At 70.9% G+C, this 25,478-nt stretch carries 25 protein-coding genes; 7 read left to right on the forward strand and 18 right to left on the reverse strand.

The annotated features are described in order from the left end of the window. Window positions 1-61: 61 nt before the first annotated feature. The 3 genes from MKL01_RS31605 to MKL01_RS31615 are packed head-to-tail and all read left to right on the forward strand — an operon-like array spanning window position 62 to window position 2,146. Entirely contained in the window at window positions 62-1,333 is a 1,272-nt protein-coding gene (locus tag MKL01_RS31605) for a Zn-dependent hydrolase (RefSeq protein WP_243909132.1), read from the forward strand. 16 nt (window positions 1,334-1,349) lie between these two features. Beyond that, on the forward strand, window positions 1,350-1,646 hold the full coding sequence (locus MKL01_RS31610) for a hypothetical protein (protein WP_243909133.1): 297 nt from the start codon (window positions 1,350-1,352) through the stop codon (window positions 1,644-1,646). 44 nt (window positions 1,647-1,690) lie between these two features. Then, window positions 1,691-2,146 carry an SRPBCC domain-containing protein gene (locus MKL01_RS31615; protein ID WP_243909134.1) on the forward strand — a complete coding sequence of 152 codons (456 nt, stop codon included), beginning with the start codon at window positions 1,691-1,693 and terminating at the stop codon, window positions 2,144-2,146. A gap of 61 nt (window positions 2,147-2,207) precedes the next feature. Here MKL01_RS31615 and MKL01_RS31620 read toward each other — a convergent pair whose 3' ends face one another. Further along, entirely contained in the window at window positions 2,208-2,459 is a 252-nt protein-coding gene (locus tag MKL01_RS31620; protein WP_243909135.1) for a hypothetical protein, read from the reverse strand. Window positions 2,460-2,622: 163 nt separating this feature from the next. Here MKL01_RS31620 and MKL01_RS31625 point away from each other — a divergent pair, with 163 nt between their 5' ends. The 3 genes from MKL01_RS31625 (at window position 2,623) to MKL01_RS31635 (ending at window position 4,457) form a co-directional block, all read left to right on the forward strand. Next, window positions 2,623-3,351 carry a spermidine synthase gene (locus MKL01_RS31625; RefSeq protein WP_243909136.1) on the forward strand — a complete coding sequence of 243 codons (729 nt, stop codon included), beginning with the start codon at window positions 2,623-2,625 and terminating at the stop codon, window positions 3,349-3,351. A 61-nt stretch (window positions 3,352-3,412) separates the two neighbouring features. Continuing rightward, on the forward strand, window positions 3,413-3,619 hold the full coding sequence (locus MKL01_RS31630) for a hypothetical protein (protein WP_243909137.1): 207 nt from the start codon (window positions 3,413-3,415) through the stop codon (window positions 3,617-3,619). A 265-nt stretch (window positions 3,620-3,884) separates the two neighbouring features. Then, window positions 3,885-4,457, forward strand: coding sequence for a hypothetical protein (locus MKL01_RS31635; RefSeq protein WP_243909138.1), 573 nt, complete (start codon window positions 3,885-3,887; stop codon window positions 4,455-4,457). Window positions 4,458-4,467: 10 nt separating this feature from the next. Here MKL01_RS31635 and MKL01_RS31640 read toward each other — a convergent pair whose 3' ends face one another. Together MKL01_RS31640 and MKL01_RS31645 are read right to left on the reverse strand one after the other, a co-directional pair. Then, on the reverse strand, window positions 4,468-4,830 hold the full coding sequence (locus tag MKL01_RS31640) for a hypothetical protein (protein WP_243909139.1): 363 nt from the start codon (window positions 4,828-4,830) through the stop codon (window positions 4,468-4,470). A gap of 174 nt (window positions 4,831-5,004) precedes the next feature. Further along, on the reverse strand, window positions 5,005-5,958 hold the full coding sequence (locus MKL01_RS31645) for a LysR family transcriptional regulator (protein WP_243909140.1): 954 nt from the start codon (window positions 5,956-5,958) through the stop codon (window positions 5,005-5,007). Between the two features lie 100 nt (window positions 5,959-6,058). Here MKL01_RS31645 and MKL01_RS31650 point away from each other — a divergent pair, with 100 nt between their 5' ends. After that, window positions 6,059-6,679: a YceI family protein gene (locus MKL01_RS31650; protein ID WP_243909141.1), complete on the forward strand. Its 621-nt coding sequence runs from the start codon at window positions 6,059-6,061 to the stop codon at window positions 6,677-6,679. Window positions 6,680-6,832: 153 nt separating this feature from the next. Here MKL01_RS31650 and MKL01_RS31655 read toward each other — a convergent pair whose 3' ends face one another. From MKL01_RS31655 to MKL01_RS31725, 15 genes are all read right to left on the reverse strand, one after another. Beyond that, window positions 6,833-8,623 (reverse strand): ABC transporter ATP-binding protein/permease, encoded by a 1,791-nt coding sequence (locus tag MKL01_RS31655; protein ID WP_243909142.1) that lies wholly within the window; start codon window positions 8,621-8,623, stop codon window positions 6,833-6,835. A gap of 20 nt (window positions 8,624-8,643) precedes the next feature. Beyond that, window positions 8,644-11,142: a TonB-dependent siderophore receptor gene (locus tag MKL01_RS31660; protein WP_243909143.1), complete on the reverse strand. Its 2,499-nt coding sequence runs from the start codon at window positions 11,140-11,142 to the stop codon at window positions 8,644-8,646. A 187-nt stretch (window positions 11,143-11,329) separates the two neighbouring features. Beyond that, on the reverse strand, window positions 11,330-12,598 hold the full coding sequence (locus MKL01_RS31665; protein WP_243909144.1) for a M16 family metallopeptidase: 1,269 nt from the start codon (window positions 12,596-12,598) through the stop codon (window positions 11,330-11,332). Between the two features lie 62 nt (window positions 12,599-12,660). Then, window positions 12,661-13,965, reverse strand: a complete 1,305-nt coding sequence (locus MKL01_RS31670; protein WP_243909145.1) for a M16 family metallopeptidase — start codon at window positions 13,963-13,965, stop codon at window positions 12,661-12,663. 143 nt (window positions 13,966-14,108) lie between these two features. Beyond that, a complete protein-coding gene (exbD, locus tag MKL01_RS31675; protein WP_243909146.1) occupies window positions 14,109-14,546 on the reverse strand; it encodes a TonB system transport protein ExbD in 438 nt (145 codons plus the stop codon). A gap of 4 nt (window positions 14,547-14,550) precedes the next feature. Continuing rightward, window positions 14,551-15,435: a tonB-system energizer ExbB gene (gene exbB / locus MKL01_RS31680; protein WP_243909147.1), complete on the reverse strand. Its 885-nt coding sequence runs from the start codon at window positions 15,433-15,435 to the stop codon at window positions 14,551-14,553. Between the two features lie 186 nt (window positions 15,436-15,621). Continuing rightward, window positions 15,622-16,467, reverse strand: a complete 846-nt coding sequence (locus tag MKL01_RS31685; RefSeq protein ID WP_243909161.1) for an energy transducer TonB — start codon at window positions 16,465-16,467, stop codon at window positions 15,622-15,624. A gap of 297 nt (window positions 16,468-16,764) precedes the next feature. After that, complete coding sequence (locus MKL01_RS31690) at window positions 16,765-17,694, reverse strand: DUF4880 domain-containing protein (RefSeq protein WP_243909148.1); 930 nt, start codon at window positions 17,692-17,694, stop codon at window positions 16,765-16,767. 84 nt (window positions 17,695-17,778) lie between these two features. Beyond that, window positions 17,779-18,477, reverse strand: coding sequence for a sigma-70 family RNA polymerase sigma factor (locus tag MKL01_RS31695; RefSeq protein ID WP_243909149.1), 699 nt, complete (start codon window positions 18,475-18,477; stop codon window positions 17,779-17,781). 319 nt (window positions 18,478-18,796) lie between these two features. Next, entirely contained in the window at window positions 18,797-19,003 is a 207-nt protein-coding gene (locus MKL01_RS31700; protein WP_243909150.1) for a hypothetical protein, read from the reverse strand. A gap of 168 nt (window positions 19,004-19,171) precedes the next feature. Next, a complete protein-coding gene (locus MKL01_RS31705; RefSeq protein ID WP_279605022.1) occupies window positions 19,172-19,798 on the reverse strand; it encodes an autotransporter outer membrane beta-barrel domain-containing protein in 627 nt (208 codons plus the stop codon). A gap of 249 nt (window positions 19,799-20,047) precedes the next feature. Then, window positions 20,048-20,629 carry a GNAT family N-acetyltransferase gene (locus MKL01_RS31710; RefSeq protein WP_243909152.1) on the reverse strand — a complete coding sequence of 194 codons (582 nt, stop codon included), beginning with the start codon at window positions 20,627-20,629 and terminating at the stop codon, window positions 20,048-20,050. Then, a complete protein-coding gene (locus MKL01_RS31715) occupies window positions 20,629-22,974 on the reverse strand; it encodes an Orn/Lys/Arg decarboxylase N-terminal domain-containing protein (RefSeq protein WP_243909153.1) in 2,346 nt (781 codons plus the stop codon). The genes MKL01_RS31710 and MKL01_RS31715 overlap by 1 nt, the downstream gene beginning before the upstream one ends. Before the next feature lie 228 nt (window positions 22,975-23,202). Next, window positions 23,203-23,976: a LamB/YcsF family protein gene (locus MKL01_RS31720; RefSeq protein WP_243909154.1), complete on the reverse strand. Its 774-nt coding sequence runs from the start codon at window positions 23,974-23,976 to the stop codon at window positions 23,203-23,205. 19 nt (window positions 23,977-23,995) lie between these two features. Beyond that, window positions 23,996-24,976, reverse strand: a complete 981-nt coding sequence (locus tag MKL01_RS31725) for a hydroxyacid dehydrogenase (RefSeq protein WP_243909155.1) — start codon at window positions 24,974-24,976, stop codon at window positions 23,996-23,998. Window positions 24,977-25,478 lie beyond the last annotated feature (502 nt).

Below are 25,478 nucleotides of genomic sequence, written 5' to 3' on the forward strand. Positions count from 1 at the left end.
GGCGCCGGCCGGGATCGCGGCCTAACCTCGCGGCTTCCCGCCTGCAGCCGGCAGAGGCGCCATGGTTCGCATCTCGGATCGCACCAACCTCCCGCTCTCGCAGGACCGGCTCTGGGACAGCCTGATGGAGCTCGCCCGGATCGGCGCGCTGCCCAACGGCGGCAACGACCGGCAGAGCCTGACCGACCGCGACGCCGAGGGACGGGCCCTGTTCCGGCGCTGGGGCGAGGCGGCGGGTCTCACCCTCACGGTCGACCGGGTCGGCAACATGATCTTCCATCGGCCCGGGCGCGATCCGGACCGGAGGCCGGTGGCGATCGGCAGCCACCTCGACACCCAGCCCACGGGGGGCAAGTTCGACGGGCCGCTCGGCGTGCTCGCCGGGCTGGAGATCATGCGCGCCCTGCACGAGGCCGGCCTCGAGACCGAGGCGCCCCTCCTGCTGATCAACTGGTGCAACGAGGAGGGCGCGCGCTTCGCGCCGCCGATGAGCGGCAGCGGCGTCGCCATGGGCATCGTCCCGGAGGCCGACATCCTGGCGACCCGGGACCTCGCCGGCCACGCCTTCGGCGACGAGCTGCGGCGCATCGGCTGGCAGGGCGCGGCGGATCCGGCGGCCCTGCGCGGCGTCGGCGCCTATTTCGAGCTGCATATCGAGCAGGGCAAGCGCCTGGAGGAGGCGGGGCTGACGATCGGCGTGGTCGACCGGGCGCTGGCGCAGATCTGGTACGAGATCACCGTGCTGGGCGAGGAAGCCCATGCCGGGAGCCCCATGGACGGACGGCGCGACGCCATGATGGCCGCGGCGGCGCTGATCGCCTCCCTCGAGGGCATCGCCCGGGAGGCCGTCGGCGTCGACGACGAGCGCGGCCGCGCCACCGTGGGCGTGCTGCAGGCCGAGCCGTCGAGCCGCAACATCACGCCGGGCCGGGTCTGGTTCAGCCTCGACACCCGCCACGGCGACACCGCGCAGCTGGAGGCGATGCGCGGGCGGATCCTGGCCCGGGCCGATGCGCTGGCGGCGGAGCGCGGCGTCGCGATCCGCGTGGAGGAGTTCTGGCGCGCCCCGCCGACGCCGTTCGATCCGGTCCTGGTGGACCGGGTCCAGGCGGCCGCCGAGGCGCGGGGCCACGCCTGGACGCGGATGCCGACGGCGATCTACCACGACGCCGTCTACTGCGCCCGGACGGTCCCGGCGGCCCTGGTGTTCTGCCCCTGCCACGGCGGGATCAGCCACAACGAGGCCGAGAGCATCACGCCGGACTGGGCCCGGGCCGGCATGGAGGTCCTGGCCGACGCGGTTCTGGCCACCGCCCGGATCGCGCGGACCTGAAGGGGACGGTTTCGTGATGCCCGACGACAACGTCATCCGCCCGGCCTTCGGCACCCCCCGCGCCCCCCGGGAGCCGGCATCCGCGCAGCCGCCCTTGCGGATCCTCGGCACCGGGGCGGGCCACCGGGTCGGGCTGATCCGGGATCCCGCGGCGGAGGAGGGCGATGTGTTCCGGGTCGTGGTCGGACCGGAGGACGAGGCGGTCGTCGAGACCGTGGCGCTCCTGCCCGCCGCCGAGGGGGCGGAAGTCGAGGCCGAGCGGATCGGGCTCGCGATCCTTCGGACCCTGGAGGTGGTGGAGGGCGCGATCTGAACCGCACCAGGCGCGCCCGGGCTCCGGTTCGGCGGGAGGGAGGCATGACGGTCCGTCGGGTCAGCAGCGCCGAGTTCCCGATCCCGGCCCGGGCCGGGACGGTCTGGTCCGTGCTGACCGATCTGGAATCCTATCCGGCGTGGAATCCGTTCCTCCGCAAGGCGGAGGGCCGGCACGGCAGCGGCGCGCGCTGGCGCCTGGCGCTGACCCTGAACGGCCGCGCCTGCCTGACGCTGCGGGCGCAGGTGACCTGCTGGGATCCGGGGCGGCGGCTGACCTGGCGCGGCGGCATCGCGATGCCGCACCTGCTCACGGGCTGCCACGACGTCCGGATCGTCGAGACCCGCCAGGGCGTCAGCCTCGTTCAGGCGGGGACCTTCGCGGGGCTGCTCGCGCCCGGCCTGTTTCCGTGGCTGCGGACCTGCATGCAGGCCCGGTTCGCCGAGCTGAATGAGGCGCTGCGGGCCGAGGTCGCCCGCCGGATCGCCGAGACGGCCTGACCGTCCCGATCGGGGGGGCGGCGCCGGGAGACGGGCGATGCCCGGCCTGTCCCCGGGCGCGTCAGACCACCGGCTTCGGCTTGACGATGGGCGAGCGCGTCAGGCTCTGGATCTCGCGGCTCGGCCGCCCCGACTTGCGGGCGATCTCCTCCTCCTGCTCGGCGATGAGCTGCCGGGCCGGCTCGTCGCCGTCCAGGCCGCCGAGGATCTCCACCGGCACGCGCCGGTTCGAGGCTCGGGAACCGTCCGTGTAGACGATATCGAACATAATGAAGCCCCGCTCCTGCGGTCTGGACTTGATGCGCTTGGCCATAGGTGCTGATACGCCGCCGGAATCGACCGCGGCAAGGCGCTGCGCCGGGCGGAGGGGGGCGCGGCGCGCACATGCCGCGCCCGGCGCCGCCCTTCCAGCGCGATCCTTCCGCCGCGATCCTTCCGCCGCGACCCTTCCGCCCCGTCAAACGAGGACGCCTCCCGTGATACCCTGGGTTCATCTCGACACCGGCAGCGTCCCCGGTGGCGGCACCGACCTGCGCCTGATGCGGCGGGGCGACGAGTTCGCCATCCTGGCCGACACGATCGAGCTGATGAACAACCGCCGCAGCGGCTCCGAGGTGGCGCTCGCCGCGCTGACCTCGGCCCGGCTGAAGGACCGTCCCCGGGCCCGGATCCTGATCGGCGGGCTCGGCATGGGCTTCACCCTGCGGGCGGCCCTCGACGGCTTCGGGCCGGAGGCGCGGCTGGTGGTGGCCGAGCTGGTGCCGGCCGTGATCGCCTGGGCCCGGGGGCCCCTGGCGCACGTCTTCGCCGGCTGCCTGGACGATCCGCGCGTCGACCTGCGGGAGGCCGACGTCAACCGCCTGATCCAGGCCGGCGCCGGGCAGTACGACGCGATCCTGCTCGACGTCGACAACGGTCCGGAGGGGCTGATGCGCCGGGCAAACGACCGGCTCTACGACAGCTGGGGGCTCAAGCGGGCCCGCTGGGCCCTGCGGCCGGGCGGGATCCTCGGGGTCTGGTCGGGCGCTCCGGACCGGAAGTTCAAGGGACGCCTGCAACGCTCCGGCTTCGCCGTGGAGGAGATGCGGGTCCACGCCAGCGGCCGGGGCAGCGGGCCCAAGCACGTGGTCTGGCTCGCGACCCGGACCGAGGGAGCGGGGGAGGCGCCCCGGGCCGAGGCCGGCCGGTCGCGGTCGGCCGGATAATCGCTGCCGCTCACGGTCGCACCCCCTATCCCGGCGCTGCGATGTTCCGCACATTCTACGCATGGGTGCGAATGGCGGGCATCTCTACACGGTCGAGGTCAGGCCCAGCCGGCATGATCCCGGTCGGTTCACCTGGGCGATCCGCGACCGCGGCAAGCTGGTCCGCGGATCGTACCGCCCGCACGCCTCCGAGCGTGCCGCGCGCGCCGTCGCGCTGGCCGAGGTCGAGCGCCTGATCGGCCATGACGGGCAGTCGGGCCCGTCGTGAGACGACCGCGTCATGACGTCAGGGCATGCGGACGCGGTCGAACTACGCCACCTATGCATGCCTTCCGGGCCACCGACCCGTTGCATGCCGCAATGCGGTATCCTATCTCTGCATTGCGGGATGGCGATGGCGTCGCGATCCCGCTGCCCTTCTTGGGCGTTTCCTCCCTAGACTTCGGGCCGCTCCTTCGGGAGTGGCCTTTTTTCTGTCCGGTCACCCGGCGCAGGGAGACGGCCCGAAAATCCGGACAAGCGGAACCAGGAGCTTGACCGTACGTTTTTCCGGCATGGAACACTTCCGGTCCACCCTCGCAACCACCGCCATTGCCGTATTGGGGCTGGTCGTGGCCGCGCGAAGTCTGCATCCCGGCAATTACGAGGTGCAGACGCCTCCCGCCCGGCCGGTGGCGGTCGCCGCGCTGCCGGTCGCCTGGACCGACCCGCCGGCCCGGATCGCGGCGCCCGAGACGACCGGCACGCTCCGATCCGACCTGCGCCTCTCCGGCGTGCAGGATGGGCTGCCCTCCGCGGTGCCGGCTCCTCAACAGGCCGCCGTGATCCCGCCCGGGACACGTTCGGACCCGGCGTTTGCCGGTGAGATCTCGGGTGCGGCCGAACCGGCCCGGAAGGGCGTCGCCGCCTACCGGCCGAAGGGATCCGAGCGCGCCGCGCGCCACCATGCCCGCCTGCGCCATGCCGCGCTGGCCCGCACCGCCTCCGTCGAACGGGCCGCCGCTGCGCCCGCCGCCGGGCCCGCGCAGGCCCCGCCGGCTTCATCGGCGAGGATCGATCCGATCGGCGACATTCTCCGCGGCCTCGGCTTCGGCCGCGACGGCTGATGCGGGGCGCCTATTCGACGTGGATCGTCAGCTTCATCTTCGGATGAATGCCGCACTGGATCGTGAAATCCCCCGGCTCGGCCAGGGTCAGGCGCATCTCGGTGCCGGGTTCCTGATCCCCCGCGTCGAACGAGAACCGGTCCGACTCGATGAAGGCGTGGTGGATCAGGCTCTCGTCGCCGTTGCGGACCGTGATGGTGTCGCCCCGATGCAGGTACAGATCGGTCGGCAGGTATTGACGCCCCTTCTGCAGCACGATCCGGGTCGTGCTCGCCAGCGTCGCCAGGGCCGTTCCCCCCACCGTCGCCGATCCCGCGAGGGTGAGCATCCCGACGACGAGAACGGAGCGCAGGCACCTGCGGCGAGGGAACATGACGGCTGTCCGCGAGAGGTCCGAAGCGGTCCGGGGGAGGGCCGGCCGCCGCGCGGCCTGAGGCGCCGCTGCATCGCATCATGCCGGGTGCGCCTCAAGACAGCCCTATGCGGGCCGCTAAAATTTTATCGATCGCGCAGTCTTTAGGCTGTGTATAGTGTTGCTATAGGCAACTTAACTGTATTCATCGGGTTCCTCGGCCGCGTGCGGGCACGCGGGTGACGCCAGCGCCGCGCCGACATGCGCGCGGAAGACCCGGACCCGGGCCGGCAGCTCGCGTCCGGCCAGGGTGACGGCGCGCAGGCTCGCGCCGCGGGTCGCCCAGGGGCCGAGCACGCGCACGATCCGGCCCGCCGCCTCCGCCCGGGCGGCGACCAGGGTGGGGAGGTGGCCGATCCCGGCGCCCGCCAGGGTCAGCCGGTGCGCGGTGGCGAAGTCGCTGACCGCGATCGCCGGGCTGACCGCCAGCGACTCGGTGCGGCCCCGGCCGTCGGTGAGGGCGAGCCCCGCGGCGCCGAACCGCTCGCGGGCGAGGATCAGGTCGTGGTCGCGCAGGTCGGCGAGGTCCGCCGGGGCGGGGCGGCGCAGCAGGTAGGCGGGGGCGGCGTAGAGACCCACCGCCAGCGTCGCCAGGACCAGCGCGTGGTAGCCGGTCTCCTCCGCGCCGCCGAGCCGCAGGGCGAGGTCGATCCGGTTGGCCGCGAGGTCCAGGCGCGCGTCGGTGTTCAGCATCTCCACGGTGATCTGCGGGAAGGCGGCCCGGAAGCTCGCGACGATCTCGGGCATCACCTCGATCCCGAAATCGATGGAGGTGGTCATGCGCAGGTGCCCGGCCGGCACCGTCCGGGCGTCGCGGGCGGTCTCGGCGGCCTCGTCGAGGAGCCCCAGGCTCTCCTGGGCCTTGGCGTAGAACGCGAGCCCCTCCGCGGTCGGCGAGACCGCCCGGGAGGTGCGCGCCATCAGCCGGGCGCCCAGCGCCCGCTCCAGCCGGGAGATCCGCCGGCTGACGCTGCCCTTGGTTTCGCGCAGGCTGGCGGCCGCGGCCGTGACGGTGCCGAGATCGACGACCGTGCAGAAGGCCCGCACGTCGTCGAGCCCGCCCCTGAAGGTTTCCGTTCTCGCAACCATGGGGTTCCGGATAGCAGGCTCAACCGGAGCCGGGAACGGCGCTACAGGGCTGCAGCGGCGCACCGATGCGCGCCCGATCGTCTGCCTTGAGGAAACCCCCGTGAAGTCGATTCTCGCCTCCGGCCTGCTGGCCCTGCTGATCGCCACCCCGGCGGTTACCCCGGCCTTGGCCCAGACACCCCCGACCCGTGACCCGGCGCAGATCCAGGCCGGAACCTACGCGGTCGATCCCGCCCACACCCAGGTCGGCTGGCGGGTCTCCCATATGGGCTTCTCGAACTACGCGGGTGGCTTCTCGGACGTGTCGGGCACGCTGGAGCTTCAGCCGAAGAACCCGGCGGCGTCGAAGCTGTCAGTGAAGATCCCGGTGGCCTCGGTGACCACCACCAGCGCCAAGCTCACCGACGAGTTGAAGGGCGACCAGTGGCTCGACGCCGCCAAGTTCCCCGACATGACCTTCGTGTCCACCAAGGTCGTGCCCGCGGGCAAGGACCACGCGAAGGTGACCGGTGACCTGACGCTCCACGGCGTGACCAAGCCGGTGACGCTCGACGTGACCCTCGTGGGCGCGGGCGTGAATCCGCTGAGCAAGAAGGTCACGGTCGGCTTCGAGGCCACCGGGACGCTCAAGCGCTCCGAGTTCGGCGTGAAGACCTACGTGCCGCTGATCGGCGACGAGCTGCACCTCACCATCGCGGGGGCGTTCGAGAAGCAGGAGTGACCCGCCTCCGTTAGGGTGGCCGTGCCGGGATCCGGCACGGCCCTCCCGGTTCAGAGCCTGTCCGCGCTGGGTCCCTTCGCGGCGGGGGCCGATCCGTCCGAAGCCTGCTTCACGGCGGCCCTCGATCGCCCCAGATGGCGATCGCACCCCCTGTCACCGCGCTCTCCGTTCATAACGGCCATCGCCGGCAGAACGCTCTTCCCCGTCGAGGGCCTCCACGGTCCAACCGGTCGGTGACAGGCGCAGCACCTTGTCGTGATGGGCCCTGAGGCTCGGCCGGTGGGCGACGCTGATGAAGGTCGAGCCGGTCCGGCGCAACTGGTCGTACAGGATCTGCTCCGTCTCCGGATCGAGGGCGCTCGTCGCCTCGTCGAGGAACACGGTGCGCGGTCCGGTCGCCAGGATGCGCGCGAAAGCGATCCGCTGCTGTTCGCCGAGCGACAGGATCCGGCCCCAATCGCGCCGCGCCGAGAAACCGCCGGACTGCTCGGCGAGATCGGGCAAGCGCACGCGCTCGAGGATCGCCTGGAGTTCCGCATCGCTCAGGGACACGCTGGCCTGGCGGGGATAGGTGATCTGCATCCGCAGGTCGCCGAGGGGCATGTAGGGCCGCTGCGGCAGGAACATCGTCGCGGCGGGGTCGGGCATCTCGATGGTGCCCCGCCCCCGCGTCCAGAGCCCCGCCATCGCGCGCAGCAGCGAACTCTTGCCGGTCCCCGTGCGGCCCACGATCAGCAGACGCTCCCCGGCCCGGAGGCTGAGGCTGAGGCCGTCCACGAGATGGCGCTCGCCCGCCGGCGTCTCGATCGCCACGTCGCGCAGCACGATCCGGTCGCCGTCTCCGCGGCGCAGGGTGATGCGCGGGGCGTCGTCCGCCGGGAGGGCGGCCGCCTGCGCGTCGAAGGCCTCCTGGATCTCCGCGATGCGCACCACCGTGGGCGCCGCCTCGACGAGGCTCGGGATGAAGCGTGAGATCACGCTGAGGCTGCCGACGATCATGGCCGCCGCGGCGATCCCGGCCGTCATGGTCCCGTAATCCATCCCGCCCGCGAAGAAGACCGGCGCGAGGCAGAGCGCCGGCAGCGCGTGCCAGATGATCGCCGAGACCTCGCTCGCCCCGGCGGTCACCAATTGGTAGCGGACGATGCGCAGCTTCCGGGCGAGGACGCGGCGCAGGCGCTCCACGAGCTGAGTCCGCTCGGCGCCCTCACCCTGGTAGAACGCGATGGTCTCGGCATGGTCGCGCACGTGCAGCAGGCCGTAGCGCAGGTCCGCCTCCGCCACGGTCACGTCCCATTGCTTCCGGATCAGCGGCCGGTAGACGTAGTAGTTGAGGACGATCTGGAAGCCGACATAGGCCAGCGTCGCGGTCAGCATCGCCCGGGAGATGCTGGCCAGGATCGCCACCTGGACCACGACGTCGATGCTCGCATGGGTCAGCTCCCGCGGGAACCGGCTGACCGCTTCGCAGAACGGCTCGACCTGTTCCTGGATGCGCTGGTCGGGATTGTCGATCGCCTGCGTGAGGCTGATCTCGTAATAGGTCCTTCGGGACAGGTACTGGTCGATCAGCCGGGTGGTCAGCCATCCGCGCCAGTGCAGGGTGAGGGACTGGCTCGCCAGGATCTGGAGCGTGCTGAGGAGCTGCCGCAGGAAATTGAGGCCGAGCAGCCCCATGAACAGCGGCCAGTAGGCGGCGGCATCGCGCGCGACGAGGGCGTTGGTCAGCGCGGCCGTGGTCGTCGTCACGAAGCCCCCGGCGACGCCGAACGCGACCGACAGGGCGATCCCGGCGCCCGCGAGCAGCCAGGACGGCCAGGCCCCCCGGCGCAGCCAGTACGGCCGCAGGACCGCCCAGAGGCGCCGCGCGAACCGGAGGTCGAGCTTGAAATTGCCGGGATCCGGCGTGTCCGGGGCCGCCCCGGACGGCGCGAACGTCGTCATCTCGGGCGGCCCGCAACCGGTCAGAAGCTGAGATGGACCGAGCCCACCACCGTCCTGCCCTGGCCGAACCAGTTCCCGCCGGCGTAGTTGCCGATGGACTGGTAATACCGACGGTCGAGCAGGTTGTAGACGTTGAGCTGGACGGACGCCGTCTCGTTGATGTCGTACTTGGCGAAGGCGCTGAACGTGGCGTAGCTCGGCTGCCTGACCTGGTAGAAGTACGACTGGATCCGGCCCCTGTTGTACACTTGGTACGTGTCGGAATGGATCGTGGTGCTGTGGAAGTCGGCGCCGAATCCGATCCGGACATGCCGGAGTTCCTGGTCCAGATCGGTCCACCCGGTCGACGGCCTGAACGACGTGAACAGTTTGGCGATGTGCTTCGGGAAGATGTAGCTGGCCTTCGTCTGCGAGCCGTCACCCGAGTACGTCTTGTTGTCGTTGAACGTGTAGTTCGCGGTCACATCCCAATCCGGCGTGATCTTGCCGGTGACGGCCGCGTCGATCCCCTGGGACAGGGTCCGCCCGGCAGCCAGGAAGCAGCATTTCAGGAGCGAGTTGGGATCCTGGCTGTATGGTTGGTTTGGATCGAGAAACGGGACGTTGGTCAGTTCCGCCCGATAGAATGCCAGTGAGGATTGCAACTGGTCATCGAGATCGCTGCGCTTGATCCCGGCCTCCCAGGTATGCCCGTCGGTCGGCGGCAGCAGCTTCCCCGGGGAAGCGAGGTTCTGGGTGATCAGGTAGGTGGTCGAGTAGCTGCCGTAGATCGACATGTGCGGATCGAGATCCAGGGTCAGCCCGACATCCGGGACCGGGATGTGGATATCGCCGCTGTTCGAGGTCACTGTCGTCCCGGAACGGTACTGCTGGATATCCTGCTGGAAGCCGCTGATCCGCTCGGCGATCAGGAGGTGGGCCCAGGGAACGGGCGAGAGCCGGATGCTCGCGTAGCCGCCGATCTGGGTGAGCGCGTAGGCCTTATCGTACTGGGAAACCTTGGTGTATCGCGTCAGCGGCATCCGCGGGAACTCGTGGCCGGTGAAGGTCAGCACGTTGACGCGGGTCGCGTTCGGGTAGCTGTAGCTGAGCGGTTCTTTCGTCAGTGACTGATCGATATACTGCAGGCTCGTACCGAACGTCGTCTCGATCGGCATACCGAGGAACTCGTCCTCGCCGGTGATGAAGCTGTCGAGCAGATACTGGTCGGACTTCCTCTCATTATACGTCGCGAACCAGCGCGCTCCGGTGTTGTTTGCCAGAAGGCCGTGAGAATCAAAGGCGTTAATGGTCAAATTGTCGTTCTTTGAGGCCTGAAAATTCATCGACGCATTGACGTTGAACTGCCAGCCCTCGACGATATCCTGGCGCAGCTGCGCAAAATATTCGTCGGTGACGATGTCGGTCTTGCTCCAGGGCGCACAGAGGCAGGTCGAGCGTGAGAACGGTACGAACCGGCCGCTCTGGTAGGTCGGCAACCCGTTGAACCAGGGGACAGCATTCGTCTCGTTGTGGGTGCCGCCGAGGTTGATCTGCGTGCCCTCGGCAGGATGGATCTCGGCGTTGAGGTAGCCCTGGTTCACCGCCTTGTTCGAGATCCGGTAAAAGTTTTCGGCATCGTCGTGGACGAAGGATCCGCGGATGCTCACGAGGCCCTCGAGCAGGGGACCCGTGTTGAGGTCGCCGACGGTCCGACGCCCCCCGTTGGAATCGAAGGATTGATCGATCGTACCGGTCATCCGGTCCACCGGCCGCTTGCGCTGCAGGCTGACCGTTCCGCTGGGCGAGCCGGTGCCGCTGTACTGGCCGCCGGAGCCGCGCAGGATCTGCACGCTGTCGTACTGCGACAGGTCGATGACGGGGATGTAGTTGGAGTTGAAGGCCTCTCCGAGGCCACCGACCAGGATCGGGGTGCCGCCATCGACGGAGAGACTGTTGATCTGGAAGCCGCGGGCGTAATAGGCGCTGCTGAGATTGCTCTGGCCGGCGCCGCCGCCGGTTTCCCGGATCAGGCCCGGGGCGGCATCGACCGCCTGGTCAAGGGTCGTGATCTTCTGGTCCTGCAACTGCTGGTGGGTGATCACCGAGACGCTCTGCGGCGTCTCCTTGAGCGACAGGGCCGTCTTGCTGGCGACGTTGGCGCCGGTGGCGGCATAGCTCGCCGATCCCTCGGTCGCCAGGGGATCGCTGCTGCCGTTGGCGTTGATGCCGTTGCCGGTGACGTCGATGTCGGCGATGTCGGTGGCGGCGCCCCCGGATGCCGCGGGCGCCGGCCGGGCCGTGACCATCACCATGCCGTTGGCGCCCACGCTCATCCGCAGGGGCGTGCCCGCGATGGCCCGCGCGACCGCATCCGTCTTGCTCATCCGTCCCCGGATCGGGCCGGCCTTCAGGCCCTGGACCGCCTGCGGCGGAAACGAGATCGGCGACCCCGAGGCCGTTCCGATCTGCGTGAGCACGTCGCCGAGTGCGCCGGAGGCAATGGCGAAATCGACCGCGCCGTCTTCGGCGCGTACCACGGTGCTAACCGTGACGTTTGCCGGTATCGCCAATAATATTGGCAGATTTGATAGGACAAATATTCTCCCAATACGCCGCAAGTTCATGCCACGCCCCCAAGACCCGGGCCGTTTCAGCCCTTTCTGTTGTCCTGGGATGACGAGCGAGATCGCGAAAGCGCAACCGGTTCCGGCCGGATCTTGCGCGTCAGGGGCCCGCGACGGAGACCAGCAGCGCGCCGTCGCCGAAGACGCGGCCGATGGCCCGGTCCACCTCCGCCGCCCCGACCGCCGCGATCATCGCCGGCCATGCATCGAGCCAGCCCGGCTGCCGGGCCTCGACCTGCAGCATCAGCAGGGCGCCCACGAGGGCGGAGGAACTGGCGAGCCCCATGTCGTGCGAGCCGATCAGATAGCTCTTCGCCGCCTCGAACTCGGCCGCCTCCAGGCCCGTCCCGGTGAGGCGTCGGATCTCGCCCTGGAGCCGGTCGATCATCTCGGGTACGCGGTCGGTGCCGGTCCGCGTCGAGCCGATGAGCGTGCTCGCCCCCCGGAACGGGGCCACGCTCGTCCCCACCGCGTAGCAGAGGCCGCTTTTCTCCCGCAGTTCGCGGAACAGGCGGGAGGTCAGGCCGCCCCCGCCGAAGCAATGGTTCGCCACGATCGCGGCGGCGAAGTCCGGATCGTCCCGGGGGAGCGCGGGCCGGCCGAAGACGATCGCGGATTGCGGCGCGGCGTGGTCCGTCCGGACCTGTTCGCCCAGGCCGCCGAGGTCGGTTCGGGCGACCGGCGGCGCGGCCCCGCCGGGGAGGTCCGCGAAGGCGCGGTCGAGGAGCGGCCCGAGCGCGTCGGCGGTGATCGCCCCGACCACCGCGATGTGCAGGTTGTCCCGGGTCAGGAGCCGCGCCTGGACGGCGCGCAGGTCGGCCTCCCCGATCCGCGCGACGGAGGCGAGGTCGCCCGGGACGGGCCGCGCATAGGCGTGGCCCCGGAAGCCCCGCGCCATGAAGGCCTGCCGGGCGAGCTCCTCGGGCCGGCCGCCGGCGGACCGGATCTGCGCCGTGATCGCCACGCGGGCCTGTTCCACCGCGTCGGGGGCCAGGGTGGGCTCCCGGAGGGCGAGCCCGAGCAGCGTGAAGGCGTCCGCCGCCGTCCGGACGAGACACCTGAGGCTGCCCTGGAGGCCGTCGAGCCCGACGCTGGTCCCCAGCCGGATCGCCCCGTCGCCGAGGGCCTCGTGGAAGGCGGTGCCGTCGAGCTCGCCGGCGCCCTCCGTGAGCAGCGCCCCCAGCATGCGCGTCGTCCCGGCGGCATCCTTCGGATCGAGGCGTGCCCCGCCGCGGAAATCGAACGCGCAGGTCAGGACCGGGCGGGTCTGGTCCTCGATCAGCCAGGCCGCGATGCCGCCGGGACTGCGCAGGGTTCGGATCCGCTCCGCATAGGTGGAGGGGGCGGGCGAAGGGGGGCGCAACGACATGGACGCGGTCTCGATCCGGGTGGAAACGTCTCGGCTTGGAACGGTGGAACGCCCCGGTGCCCTCAGCCGCCGACGAGGTAGCCCGAGACGCCGTGCCGGCGGTCGAGGAAGGTCAGCGCCGCGGCGAGCGCCTCCGGCGTCACCGCCTCGATGCGGTCCTGCCAGCCCGCGAGATCGGCGAGGCTCCCGCCCAGGGCCAGGGCCCGCCCGTACCAGCTCGCCAGCTGCACCTGGCTGTCGCGGGCATAGAGGGCATCGGCGACAAGCTGGGTCTTGGCCCGCGCGATCGCGGCCGGTGCGAAACCGGTGTCGCGCACGGCCTGAAGGGCCGCCTCCACCGCGTCGTCGAGGGCCTCCGGCGTAACCCCGGCGGCCGGCTCGGCGACGAGGTAGAACCGCGATTGCTGGGCGAAGTACTCGCTCAGGTAGTACGCGCCCACCGAGCTCGCGCATCGCACCTCGACGACCAGCCGCCGGTGCAGCGCGGAGGTCCGCCCCCCGCCCAGCAGATGGCACAGCACCGTGAGGGCCTCCGCCTCGCCGGGCGCGGCCGTGCCCGGTGCCGGCACCGCGTGAAGGCGCTGCATCTGCGGCTGCCGGACGCGCGCATCCGCCAGCGTGATCCGCCGGCCGACCGGAGGCAGCGGATTCGGCGCCGGGCGCCTGACGAAGGCCGCCCCGCCGGGAACCGGGCCGTAGGCGTCCTCCGCGAGCCGCACGACCTCCTCGACCGTGGTGTCGCCGGCGACGATCAGGATGGCGTTGGCGGGCACGGTGAAGCGCCCGTGATAGGCCTGCGCATCGGCCGCCGCGAGGCCGGCGATCTCGTGCCGCCACCCGATGATCGGGCGCCCGGCCGGGTGCTCCGGGATGAGCGCGGCCGCCATCGCCTCCTCGAGGAGCGCCTGCGGCCGGCCGTCGGCCACCGTCGCGCGCTCCTCCAGGATCACCGCGCGCTCGGTCGCCGCCACCGCCTCATCGATCGCGAGGCGGCCCATCCGGTCGGCCTCGAACGCCATGCAGGCGCGCAGGTGCGGGCGGGCTACCTGCTGATGGTAGCAGGTGTAGTTCCAGCTCGTGAACGCGTTCTCCCGACCGCCGACGCTCCCCAGAAACGCGCTGAACGCCCCGGCCGGATAGCGCGCCGTGCCCTTGAACATCAGGTGTTCCAGGAAATGGGCCGTGCCCGATCGTCCGGGCGGATCCTCGGCCGCCCCGGTCCGATACCAGACCATGTGGGTGACCACGGGGCAGCGCCGGTCCGGGATCACGACGATCCGCAGGCCGTTCGGCAGGCGCGCGGTCTCGACGGCGACCGCCGCGCCGCCGTCCGGTGCCGGGCTGTCGTATGCGGGGGGACGATGCATCACGGTCGGCATCCTGGCCCTCGGCTCGCCGCGGCGCGGACCGCACCTCAGCGAGCCCGGCGCATTCCATGGGTGGGTGATCGGGGGTGGATGATCGGGCGCCGCCGCGCAGGCCGGCATCGCCAGCGCTTCCCGCTTCGCCATCAGGGGGCGGGACCGCTCCCCGTATCCTCCAGGCCGACGAGGCCGATCTTGAGGTAGCCGGCCGCCCGGAGCAGGTTCATCACCTGCATCAGCTCGCCGTAGGGCACGCCCTTGTCCGCCCGCAGAAAGATGCGCTCGTCCTTCGCGCCGTTCGACGCCGCGTTCAGGGCCGCACCGAGCGCCGGACGGGCGACCGGCTCCTCGCCCAGGGCGAGGGACAGATCCGGCTTCACGCTGACGAAGATCGGCTTGCTCGGGCGCGGCTGCACCCTGGCGTTCGAGGTCGGCAATTCGACCGGGACGCTCACGGTCGAGAGCGGGGCCGCCACCATGAAGATGATCAGCAGCACGAGGATCACGTCGATGAACGGCGTGATGTTGATGTCGGCGTTCTCGCTGAGATCGTCGCCGCCGCCGGATCCGAGTTGGACGGCCATCGCCTTACTCCGCCGCCGCGCGCAGGCCGACCGCGGACGCCGAAGCCTCGGTGCCGCGCCGGTCGAGATCGCGGGAGAGGTGGCGCAGGATCAGCGCCGCGACATCGCCGACCAGGATCCGGTAGCTGCCGATCGCGCGGGTCAGGACATTGTAGATCACCACGGCCGGGATCGCCGCGACGAGGCCGATGCCGGTCGCCAGCAAAGCCTCGGCGATGCCCGGGGCGACCACGGCGAGGTTCGTCGTGTTGGAATTCGCGATCCCGACGAAGCTGTGCATGATGCCCCACACGGTCCCGAACAGGCCGACGAACGGGCCGATCGACCCGGTGGTCGCCAGGATGCCGGTGCCGACCGCCATGCGCTTGGCGATTGCGGCCTCGATGCGCTGGAGGCCGATGGCGGCGCGCTCCTTGATGCCCTCGCCCGACAGCCCCTGAGACAGGCCGAGTTCCTCCTCGGCCTCCAGCAGGAGACGGGCGGCCGGACCCCTCCGGACCCTGTGGCTCGCCGCGGCGAGGCTGTCGGCCGTGCGGATCGCCGCCAGGGCCGCGGCGAGGCGCCCCTTGGCGAGCCAGAGGCCCAGTCCCTTCACGAGCAGCACGACCCAGGACGCCATGGAGGCGAGCATGAGCACGATCATGACGCCCTGCACGACCGGGTCGGCGTGCAGGAACATGCCGGTCGGTGTCAGGTCGTGCTCCTTCGGAGCGGATGTCCCGGCAGGCGGCGCGGCGGGTACCGCAGGAGGCGGCGCCTCCGCGGCGGGCGCTGGAGGCGGGGCAGCCGGTGCGCCGGCCTCCCCCGCGGGGACGGCGGACGCGGCCTGTCCGACATCCTGGGCGCTCGCGGGCAGCGCAGCCGGGCCGCCGAGCAGGACGGCGAGCACGACGGCCCTCCGGAGCGGATGCGTCACACCCGGACGCAGGATTGGTTGAAGTGCTGGCATCCATGCCGGCATCGTTTTCAGGCCCCTGGAGACGTTGACGGTTCCTCTTGCTTGTGCGGCGAGCCGCGGAATCTGAACCGGGCCGGCGCTTTTTTCTTCGCGTCCCGGGCTGTCCGGGGCGCCCGCTCAGTGCGGGCGGAAGTTCATCCTGAAGGTCAGGGTCTGGGGGCCCGCCGGAGGCGGCGGCAGCGGCGAGGCGCGACGGACGGTCTGGATCGCCGCGTCGTCCAGTTCCGGGGAGCCCGAGGAGGCGACCACTGTCGCGCCGGTGACTTGGCCCGAGGCGGCGATGGCGACCCTGAGGGTCGGGCTGCCGCTCAACGCGATGCCGGAGGGGAAGCGCTTGTGCCGGTTGAGGGCGGCGGAGACGAGGCTCTTCCAGTCGGCGGCGGACAGCGCGTTGGCGGCGCCCGCGGATGCGGAGGCGGTCGTGGCGGCGCGCTGCTCCGAGCGCGGCGCGCTGGCGGTGCGGAGGGCCGGTGGTTTGCGCGGGACCTGCGGCTTGTGCTCGGGCAGCTTATGCTCGGGCGGCTTGCGCGGCACCGGAGTCTTCCGGTCCGGCTTCGGCACCGCCTTGGGCGGCGGGAGCGGGGCGAGCGCCTCGACCGGTGCTTCCGGGGCCCTCAGCTCCGGAGGCACCACCTCCTCCGGAGGAGCGGGTTCCTGCGGGACGGGCTCGGCCTGCTCCTCCGGTTTGGCCAGGGCGGCATCGACCTGCGAGGCGGCCCGCTGCACCTCGGGGGCAAGCTCGATCATGATCGCCCCCATCTCGTCGGGGGCCACGGTCTCGGGGACCCGGGCGCGCGTGAGGAAGAGGGCCCCGGTGAGATGCAGCCCGACCACGAGCAGGGCGGCCCCGCCCCAGGCCGCGGCCTGCACCCTGCGGGTACGGATCTCCTCGACGCGGAGCGCCTGCTTGCGATCGTGATAGGAGCGAGCCGGATGGAGATGAGCCGGGACGACGAAGGTCATCGTGTTCACGGGCCCTGTCCGTCCTTCGGCCGCCCCCTCGCGTCGCGATCGACCGCGTTGAGGTGTCCCTCGCCGGCCGATCTCGGTCTCCTGCGGGCGGAGCCGGGACACCGGCCGCGGAGCGAAAAGCTGCAGAGCGGGCCACCCATCAGCCGTCATGCGTCACCTCCGCCGAGACCGGGCCTGACGATGGCGCGGTCGCTTCGCGATATCTCTCTGGAAGACGAAGCTGGAGCCGAGAGTGACACCCCGCGGGCACCAAAAAGTTTGCCGGGGTCGGCGGGGCATCCGTCCCGCTCAGACGATCGCATCGACGCTCAGCCAGAACGGCGTCACGGCCCGGACCGTGATGGGGAAGCCTTCGGCGAGGGTGGCCAATGTGCCGCGCGGATCGCTCAGGTCGAACACGCCCGCTACCCTGACCGCCGCCGCCGCTGGCGAGATCCGGATGAGGCCCACGAAGTAGGGTTGCAGCGCGCGGACCACCCCGGCGAGATGTCCGTCGCGAAGGATCAGGAGGCCCCGCGTCCAGGCCGCCTCGACGTCGCCGTCGATGCGCCTCTGGCTCAGGGCGCCATCCTCGAATGACAGGGCCTGTGCCGCCTCGACGGTGAACCGCCGCCCGCCGACGGCCGCCCGGACGGGAGCATCGAGACCGACCATCGAGAGGGACGGCCCGTCTTGGTGCAGCGACACGCGCCCGGGGCTCGGTTCGAGGAGCCAGTCGCCCAGGGTGATGTGAACGGGCCGGCGCCGGTCGGCCTCGACGGTCACGAAGAGATCGCCGGCCAGGAGTTCGACGTGGTCGGCCTGCGCCTCACTGTGCAGATTGGCGGCGGCGCGCGGTCCAAGGATCAGGGTCACGCCCTCCGCAAGGGTGAGCACCCGCCGCTCGCCGGTCCATGTCCCTTGGTCGGCGAGGAGATCGCGGACAGGCAGCACCCTGTCCGCCAGACCGATGGCCGCGGTCGCCGCACCGCCGAGCGCCAGGGTCTTGACGACGCGGCGGCGGCTCATCTCCCGCCGGACGATTCCGCTGCCGAGCCTGCCCCCCGTCCCCGATTGCACGTCGCGCACGAGATCAACCCGGGCGACCGATGCGGACAGCCGGTCCCAGGCCCGCCGGTGTGCGGGGTCGGCCCCATACCAGGCCTCGAACTCCCGACGCTCGCGCTCGGTCACCTCACCGGACTTCAGGTTGACCATCCAGGTGATCGCCTCGATCACCTCGGGCGGAGCGTCTCCACCTAGAATCGCGGCTGGCGCAACGGCAGAGCGCGCATCGGAAGAGCTGGGCGACGGCATGGCGGCTCAGGCCCGATCCGGGTGATGCTCGTAGAAGCGCAACAGGCCCTGCGCGATGTATCGCCGGACCATCGTCACCGAGACGCCGAGCTCCCGGGCGACATCGGTGTATGTCATGCCATCGACGTGGCTGAGCAGGAAGGCCGCCCGCGCCCGGGGCGACATCGATCCCAGGATCTTGGCGATCTCCGTGAGAGCCTCCAGCACGATGAGCTGGTGCTCCGGCGAGTCGACCAAGCCGACCGGAGCCCGCGCCAGCTCGGCCTCGTAATCCTTCCGGAGCTGATTGCGACGGAAAATCTCGATCACGAGCCGCTTGGCGATCGTGATCATCATCGCCTTCGGCTCGCGGATCGCCGAAAGCTTGGACATCGAGAGGAGTCGGATGAAGACCTCCGCCGCGATGTCGTCGGCGTTGCCCTCGGTCTTCGTGTAAGATCTTATCCACTTGACGAGCCATAAGCTGTGATCGCGGTACAGACGATCGACGATGGCATTGTCTGCTGGACACGAGGCAGATCTGTTCATTGCGACATTCGATTCAAATTCACTTCCCCTGCCCGGCAGAGGAAACTCGAACCCGATACGGATAGTATCGTTTTTCGAATGACTCAAGAATTGATTTTTTGCAGAGCGGTCGATTTTTAATCCGAGTGCCGCTATTTCTATCAGTTTAAGCGGGTGGACATGTTTGACGGCCGTCATTTTCGGAAGTTTTATCGGAAAAATACTCCCTGGATATTTGGATAAGTGCATTTTTACGGCCGAACAGGAAAGTTAAATACACTCTTAGCGGCACAATCTCGAAACTACGGTCCCTCAAATAGCTATCGCGCAAGATGAAAATTTTCCCGCGCGCCCGGACGCGGTCAGAAGATCTGAGACATTTTGCGGTGGCGCGGTGTGTTTCGGCGTGCAACTTCGGCACTGCCCCACTCTCAAGGGTGCTATCGTCGATCGTCTCGACGTCGGTACCGACCGGATCGGTCTGGGGGTGAGCCCCGGTGACGGCCCGCCCGGACTGTCAGACCCATCCACGGCGCATCCATATCGCATCCAAAGCCGCTCCCGGCCTCAGGCCGTCGACCGCCTGCACGGTGGTCGGCACGTCGAGCTCCAGGTCCGCGTGCGACGGACCTCCGGGCGAGAGCAGGTCGTCCGTCGCCGCGGTCTCGCGCTCTGCGATCGGCCCCACGCGGGCCTCGCCCAGCGTCTTAGGCGGGCAGTCCATCGCGACACGCGCCTGCGCGTCATTCGCAGCGGGGCGGCCTCGAAGCGTGACCGGCGCACCGTGAGAGCGCTCTCTGCCGAAGCGTTCACCGGTTCCTGTCATAACAGGTTAGACCAGGGGCTCGGAGCCGTGTCCGACGGCTGCGCGCTCGGGCACGGCCCTCTCGGTTCAGAACCTGTAGGCGAGGCTGGCCTTGGCGGCGTGGTCCTGGGCGCGGGCCCCGACCTGGCCGGTATAGGACAGGCCGACGCTCAGCCCCGGTGCCAGCGTCGCGCCGAGCCCGGCCTCCGCCACCAGCGCATCCCGGTCGATCGGCAGGCCCGCGCTGGTGAACCGCGCGCCCGTACCCCGGAACGCCAGCAGGCTCGGCAGGGCCACGTCGCCGAACGAACGCCGGTAGCCCACCAGGCCGAACACCAAGACCGGGCTCGCCTCCGCCAGCCGCGCCTCCGCCCGAAGGCCGGCCGTGGCCGTGGGCACCAGCCGCGCCTGTCCCGGACCGGTCAGCGCCGCGGCGCCGCCCTGCTCGGCGAAGCGGGCGCGGCCCAGCGCCACGACCCCGCCACCCACGAACGGCTCCAACTCCGCCCCGGCCCCGAGCGCGATCCGGTACCCGGCCTCGCCGAAGCCCTGGACGCTGCGGCCCTGGCTGCGCGCCGTCGGCGTGTCGGTCAGTCCCGGGAACGCCACCACCCGCCGCAGCCGCGCCGGCTCGTCCGCCGCCAATGCCCCGAACCGCAGCACTGTCGGACCGACCGCGAGGCTGCCGTAGACGCCCCCGAACGTGCTCTCCAGCGTGCCGGCCGCGAAATGGGGGGCCGATGGTCCACGCGGAAACCGGAGCCCAGGTTGTCCTTACGGGGATCGCGCAGCGTTCTGAGCGGCGGCGATCGGCTTTCAGGATGGCGCAGTCCAGCAGAAGCCGCGGCCCGCGCCGGCTCCGCCATCCGCTCCAAAGCCCGTCGCGGCCGCTGTGGAACGGGCCGGACCGACATTGCCGTGGCTGCATCTGCCCGGTTTCCGGTCGGGCCGGGTGCCGGTGCCTCAGGTCCCGGGCCGATCCTCGGATCCGGTGCCCAGCGCCCGCTGGACCATCACGCTGTCGGCCCAGTGGCCGTATTTGAACGCCACCGCCCGCAGGTAGCCCGCCTGAACGAACCCGCAGGCCTCGTGGAGGCGCAGGGAGGCGGCGTTCTCGGCATCGATGTAGCCGATCATCTGGCGGTAGCCGCCGGCCGCGCAGGCCTCGATCAGGGCCGGCAGCAGGCGCCGGCCGATCCCGGCATGGAGATGGTCGGGATGCACGTAGATCGAGTGCTTGAGGGTATAGCGGTAGGCCGGGCGTTTCCGGAACGGCACCGCGTAGGCGTAGCCCGCGACCGCGCCGGCGCGCTCGGCCACGAGATGGGGCAGGCGCTTCTTCCGCATGGTCTTGCGCCGCCGCTTCAGGTCGTCGGGCAGCAGGCGGTCATCCTCGGCGACGCCGACCTCACTCACGCCCTTGCCGATGTGGTGCTCGTAGATCGCCACCATCGCCTCGACATCGGCGTCCGAGGAGGCGCGGATGACGATGTCCGGGCAGGGCGGCGCGACGAGCGGACCGGGAGTCTCGACCTCGATCTCCATCAGGCCCGCTCCCGCACCACGTAGGTGTGGAAGCGGATCCGCCCGTCCGGCTCGACCTCCCGGTAGACGCCCTGGATCTCGGCCTCGAAGCCCGGGAACAGGTTGGCCGAGGCCTCGAACATCTTGAAATAGTCGAGCATGGGCTTGGCCCGTTCGTCCAGCCGCTCGCCGGGCAGGATCGTGCCGATGCCCGGGGGGTAGACCAGCATGAGGGTGGTGGCGATCCGCCCCTCGGCCTCGGCGATCGGCACGTAGTCGACCCGGTTGCGGGTCAGCATCTGGGCGGCCTTCTTGGGCGGCATGACCATCTCGGGCAGGTGCTCCGGGGCGAACTGACGCCGCTGGAGCGCCGAGGTGCCGGCCTCCCGGTGGAAGGCGTGGAACTCGCCGCAGAGGTCGCGCAGGCGTACGCCCCGGTAGCGGTTCGGCCGGCGGTTCACGAATTCCGGCATGGCCTCCTCCAGCGGGACGTTGTCGTCGTGGAGCCGCTTGAACGCCACGAGGCCCGAGATCAGCGTGCCGGCCTTGGAGGATTCCACCCCCGGGGTCAGCAGGAAGAGCAGCGAGTTCAGGTCGTTCTTCTCCGCGACGATCCGGTTCTCACGCAGGTACTGGGCCACGATCGGCGCCGGCACGCCGTGCTCCGCGTAGGCGCCCGTGTGCCGGTCGAAGCCCGGGGTGAGGACCGTGAGCTTGTTCGGGTCGGTGATGGCGTAGCCCGGCGCCACGTGGGTGAAGCCGTGCCAGCGGGCGCCGGGCTTCAGCTCCCAGTGGCGCGGCGTGGCGGCGAGCTCGTCGGTCGGCACGCTCTCCCAGGGCACCTCGGCCCCGTCGGCGTTCACCGTCACGTCCGGCACGAACGGGTCGAAGAACCAGCGCCGGGCCGGGTCGCGCTCGTGCTCCTCGAATTCCCGCCGGATCGCCCGGACCTTCTTGCGCCACTCGATCCCGAGCCGGATCGTGTCGTCCCACAGGATCATCCCGGAGCGCCCCTTCATCATCTGGGCGCCGACATCGAGGGAGGCGAAGAGCGGGTAGAACGGCGAGGTCGAGGCGTGGACCAGGAAGCTCTCGTTCAGGCGCTTATGCTCGACCCGCCGGGTCTGGCCGCGGATATGGCCGTCCCGGGTGTGGATCTGCGAAGCCTGGGAGAAGCTCGCGAGCTGCTTGTGGGTCGATTGCGTGGCGACGATGCCCGGCGAGGTCTCGTCGAGGCCGGTGAGCCCCATGGCGAAGCGCCGCGCGTAGAGGGGGTGGAACTTCATGAAGCCCGCCCAGGCCTCGTCGAACAGGATGTAGTCGCAGAGGGGGCCGATCGTCTCCAGGATGACCTGCGCGTCGTAGATCGTGCCGTCGTAGGTGCATTGCTCGATCACCGCGACCCGGAACGGCCGCTCCCGGCGCCAGGCCTCGGGATCGGTCACCAGCGGGTTCGCCCGGATCTTCTCGCGGATCCGGGTCTCGTCCAGGGCCTCGTGGTAGATCGGCCCGATCAGCCCGTAGGCATTCCGGTCGGTCTCCAGAAAAATCGGGATGCCGCCGCCCAGGAACAGGGCGCCGTGATGGGCCGCCTTGTGGTTGTTGCGGTCGAACAGCACCAGGTCGTCCTCCGCCACCAGGGAGGACAGGACGATCTTGTTGGAGGCCGAGGTGCCGTTGAGGACGAAGTAGGTCTTCTCCGCCCCGAAGATCTTGGCGGCCTCCTTCTGGGCCTTCAGCGCGGGGCCCTCGTGGGTCAGCAGGTCGCCGAGGTCGAGGACCGAGTTGTCGAGGTCGTCGCGGAAGATCGCCTCGCCCAGGTGCTCGACGAAGATCCGGCCGATCGGCGAGCGGTTGTAGAAGATGCCGCCGTTGTGGCCCGGGCAGGTCCAGAGCTGGTTGCCCTTCTCGGCGTAGTCGACCAGGGCGCCGAAGAACGGCGTCTTCAGGGTCCCGGCGTATTGCGTCACCCGGCTGACCAGGCCGCGGGCGATGAATTCCGGCGTCTCCTCGGCCAGGAAGATGTAGCCGTCGATGAAGTCGAGGAGCTCCACCGGGATGTCCTCCAGCCGCTTGCGGCGGACCATGATGACGATCGGCATCTCCAGGCCGCGCTTGCGCATCATGTCGATGAGGGCGGCGGCCTTGCCGTCGAGGCCGCGCTTGCCCCAGTCGACCACGAGGCAGCCCACCGCCGCGTCGGTCTGCACCGCGATGGCGGCGTCCTCGACCCGCCGGGCCCGCACCACCTCGAAGCCGCGATTCTCGACCGCCGCCACGATCTGGGCGACGCGCGCGCCCTCCAGGTCGTCCGGGTCGAAGGCCGGGGCGCACATCAGGACCGTGAAGCGGCGGTGGAAGTCCATGGAGCCCTCTCTGCCTCAAGCGCAGCGCGTGGCTTTCCGGCCCGTCTGCGACGATTGCATGACATTGCGCGGCGCGGACGCTCGGACACGCCTGCGGATCGGACCTGTCCGCGGCGGCGGCGGCCGGTGGGAGACCGGAACCCAGAACCGCGCGCGGTGCGGGGTCCCGGGGCAAGGGCGCCTCGAAGCGATCGCGGATGTCGCGACACCGGCCCGCCCCGCCGGGCGTCAGGCGCCGATCACCGCGGCCATGGGCCTCAGCGCGATGCCGGCATCGGCCAGCGCGTCGCGCAGCCGCGCCGCCATCGCCACCGCACCCGGCGTGTCGCCATGGACGCAGACGCTGTCGATCCGGGCGGGGATGCGCCGGCCGGACTGGCAGGTGATCGCCCCGTCCCCCAGCATCCGCACGACCCGCTCGGCCACCGCGTCGGGCTCGTGCAGCACCGCTCCGGGAAGCCTGCGCGAGACGAGGTTGCCGGTCTCGGCGTAGGCGCGGTCGGCATAGACCTCGCGGACGAGGGGCAGGCCGAGCCGCTCGCCCGCCCGCTCGGTCTCCAGGCCGGGCATCACCACGAAGAGCAGGTCGCGGTCCAGGGTCCGGATCGCCCGGGCCACCGCCAGGGCGAGATCCGCGTCCGCGTTGGCGATGTTGCCCAGCGCCCCGTGGGTCTTCACATGCCTCACCCGGCAGCCCGCATCCTGCGCCAGCGCCAGCAGCGCGCCGACTTGGTAGAGCACGGCCTTCTCGACATCCGCCGGCCGCTCGCCGTGGATCTGGCGCCGGCCGAAGCCCCAGAGGTCGAGGAAGCCCGGATGCGCCCCCGCCTGGACGCCGTTTTCCGCGGCCAGCCGCAGGGTCTCGTGCATGACCAGCGGGTCGCCCGCATGGAAGCCGCAGGCGATGTTGGCCGAGGTGGCGATCGTGAGCATCCCGGCGTCGTCGCCCGGGCGGTAGACGCCGAAGCCCTCGCCCATGTCGCAGTTCAGATCGACGATCATCGGGCGGCCTCGGGGCGCATCACAGCCCGCGCCGCCGCGGCCAGACATCCGGGTTGACCAGCCCGCCCGGCTGCCGGCCGGCCAGCACGTCGACCACGCGGCCCGCCGCGGTCTCGGCGGTGCGGATCAGGGCCGCCCCGGTGGAGCCGCCGACATGGGGCGTCAGGATCGCCCGCTCCTGGCGGGCCAGCGGGTGATCGGCCGGCAGCGGCTCCTGCGCGAAGACGTCGAGCCCGGCGCCCGCGATCGTGCCGGCCTCCAGCGCCTCGACCAGGGCCGCCTCGTCGATCAGGCCGCCCCGGCTGGTGTTGATCAGGAACGCGTCCCGCTTCATCCGGGCGAGCTGCGCCCGGCCGATCAGGCCGCGCGTGCCCGGCGTCAGCGGCAGATGCAGGGAGACGATGTCGGCCTCCGCCAGGAGCGCCTCCACCGAGGCGGCCCGCAGGGCGCCGGCCGTGGCGAAATCGGCCTCCGGGCGGCTCGGCCCGTAGGCCAGCACCCGCAGGCCGAGTGCGGCGCCGAGCCGGGCGGTCGCCTGCCCGATCGCCCCGAAGCCGACGAGGCCCAGCGTCAGGCCGGCGAGCTCGACCAGGCGCGCGGTGAACTTGAAGCTGTCGTCGCCGGTCCGGACCGATCGGTCGGCCCCCGGCAGGGCCTTGGCCAGGGCGAAGATCAGCGCCAGCGTCTGCTCGGCCACCGAAACGGCGTTGGCGCCCGGCGTGTTGACCACCACGATCCCGGCCTCGGTCGCGGCGGTTTTGGCGACGTGATCGGTGCCGGTCCCGTGCACGCCGATCACCCGCAGGTCCGCCGCCGCCGCGATGGCCTGCGCCGGGAAGCCGGTGTTGCGGGTGATGACGGCGACGCATCCGGCGACCTCGCGCGCCAGGGTCTCGGCGTCGGTGCCGCTGGCCGGGCGCGGCTCCAGCCCGGCCGCGCGCAGCCGGTCGAGGCCCGCCGCATGGATCGGCTGGACGATGAGGCACGGGCCGGTGATCACGGAACAGGCAGCCTCTGCAGGAGAACAGGATTGGAAGGCACGTCTCTCGCCACGATCGTCTCGAAGCCCGCTCGCCTTGGGATGTCCCGTCCGCGCCCGCGACCCGGGAGGCAGGCCCCCGTTCGGCATCGCCGGGTTTCAGGTGAGACCGGGACCCTGCGCGCAGGCGCGGGGTCCGATCGGGATCGTGCGCAGGCTCTAAAGCGGTTCCCGATCGCGGTGCAATCGAAAACCGGCCGCGATCCCGGTCGTACGACGCCTCTTCGCCTCTGGGTGCCGCGCAGCCTCGGGGTCCGGACAGGACTTGGGTCGGCGAGACCGGACTGGCCTCCCGCGGGCGCCGCCGCCCGCCGCTCCGTGGGGCGATGTTTCACGGGAAACATGATCTTAACCCTGCACGCGTGAACCGGGCAGCCCGTCTGCGCCGCGATCTCTGCTCTCCGCGCCTCGCGGGGTTGCGCCGGTCCGGTCCGGATCCGGACCGCTGTTGCACCGGCGCCGT

This window comes from Methylobacterium sp. J-070 (assembly GCF_022829385.1).
In the GTDB taxonomy this organism is placed as follows: domain Bacteria; phylum Pseudomonadota; class Alphaproteobacteria; order Rhizobiales; family Beijerinckiaceae; genus Methylobacterium.

Excerpts from the sequence above, each read along its gene's own strand:
- MKL01_RS31605 (WP_243909132.1), top strand. The coding sequence starts at position 62 with ATGGTTCGCATCTCGGATCGCACCAACCTCCCGCTCTCGCAGGACCGG.
- MKL01_RS31610 (WP_243909133.1), top strand. The coding sequence starts at position 1,350 with ATGCCCGACGACAACGTCATCCGCCCGGCCTTCGGCACCCCCCGCGCC.
- MKL01_RS31615 (WP_243909134.1), top strand. The coding sequence starts at position 1,691 with ATGACGGTCCGTCGGGTCAGCAGCGCCGAGTTCCCGATCCCGGCCCGG.
- MKL01_RS31620 (WP_243909135.1), bottom strand. The coding sequence starts at position 2,459 with ATGGCCAAGCGCATCAAGTCCAGACCGCAGGAGCGGGGCTTCATTATG.
- MKL01_RS31630 (WP_243909137.1), top strand. The coding sequence starts at position 3,413 with ATGGGTGCGAATGGCGGGCATCTCTACACGGTCGAGGTCAGGCCCAGC.
- MKL01_RS31640 (WP_243909139.1), bottom strand. The coding sequence starts at position 4,830 with ATGTTCCCTCGCCGCAGGTGCCTGCGCTCCGTTCTCGTCGTCGGGATG.
- MKL01_RS31645 (WP_243909140.1), bottom strand. The coding sequence starts at position 5,958 with ATGGTTGCGAGAACGGAAACCTTCAGGGGCGGGCTCGACGACGTGCGG.
- MKL01_RS31655 (WP_243909142.1), bottom strand. The coding sequence starts at position 8,623 with ATGACGACGTTCGCGCCGTCCGGGGCGGCCCCGGACACGCCGGATCCC.
- MKL01_RS31665 (WP_243909144.1), bottom strand. The coding sequence starts at position 12,598 with ATGTCGTTGCGCCCCCCTTCGCCCGCCCCCTCCACCTATGCGGAGCGG.
- MKL01_RS31670 (WP_243909145.1), bottom strand. The coding sequence starts at position 13,965 with ATGCATCGTCCCCCCGCATACGACAGCCCGGCACCGGACGGCGGCGCG.
- exbD (WP_243909146.1), bottom strand. The coding sequence starts at position 14,546 with ATGGCCGTCCAACTCGGATCCGGCGGCGGCGACGATCTCAGCGAGAAC.
- MKL01_RS31685 (WP_243909161.1), bottom strand. The coding sequence starts at position 16,467 with ATGACCTTCGTCGTCCCGGCTCATCTCCATCCGGCTCGCTCCTATCAC.
- MKL01_RS31695 (WP_243909149.1), bottom strand. The coding sequence starts at position 18,477 with ATGACGGCCGTCAAACATGTCCACCCGCTTAAACTGATAGAAATAGCG.
- MKL01_RS31700 (WP_243909150.1), bottom strand. The coding sequence starts at position 19,003 with ATGGACTGCCCGCCTAAGACGCTGGGCGAGGCCCGCGTGGGGCCGATC.
- MKL01_RS31710 (WP_243909152.1), bottom strand. The coding sequence starts at position 20,629 with ATGGAGATCGAGGTCGAGACTCCCGGTCCGCTCGTCGCGCCGCCCTGC.
- MKL01_RS31715 (WP_243909153.1), bottom strand. The coding sequence starts at position 22,974 with ATGGACTTCCACCGCCGCTTCACGGTCCTGATGTGCGCCCCGGCCTTC.
- MKL01_RS31720 (WP_243909154.1), bottom strand. The coding sequence starts at position 23,976 with ATGATCGTCGATCTGAACTGCGACATGGGCGAGGGCTTCGGCGTCTAC.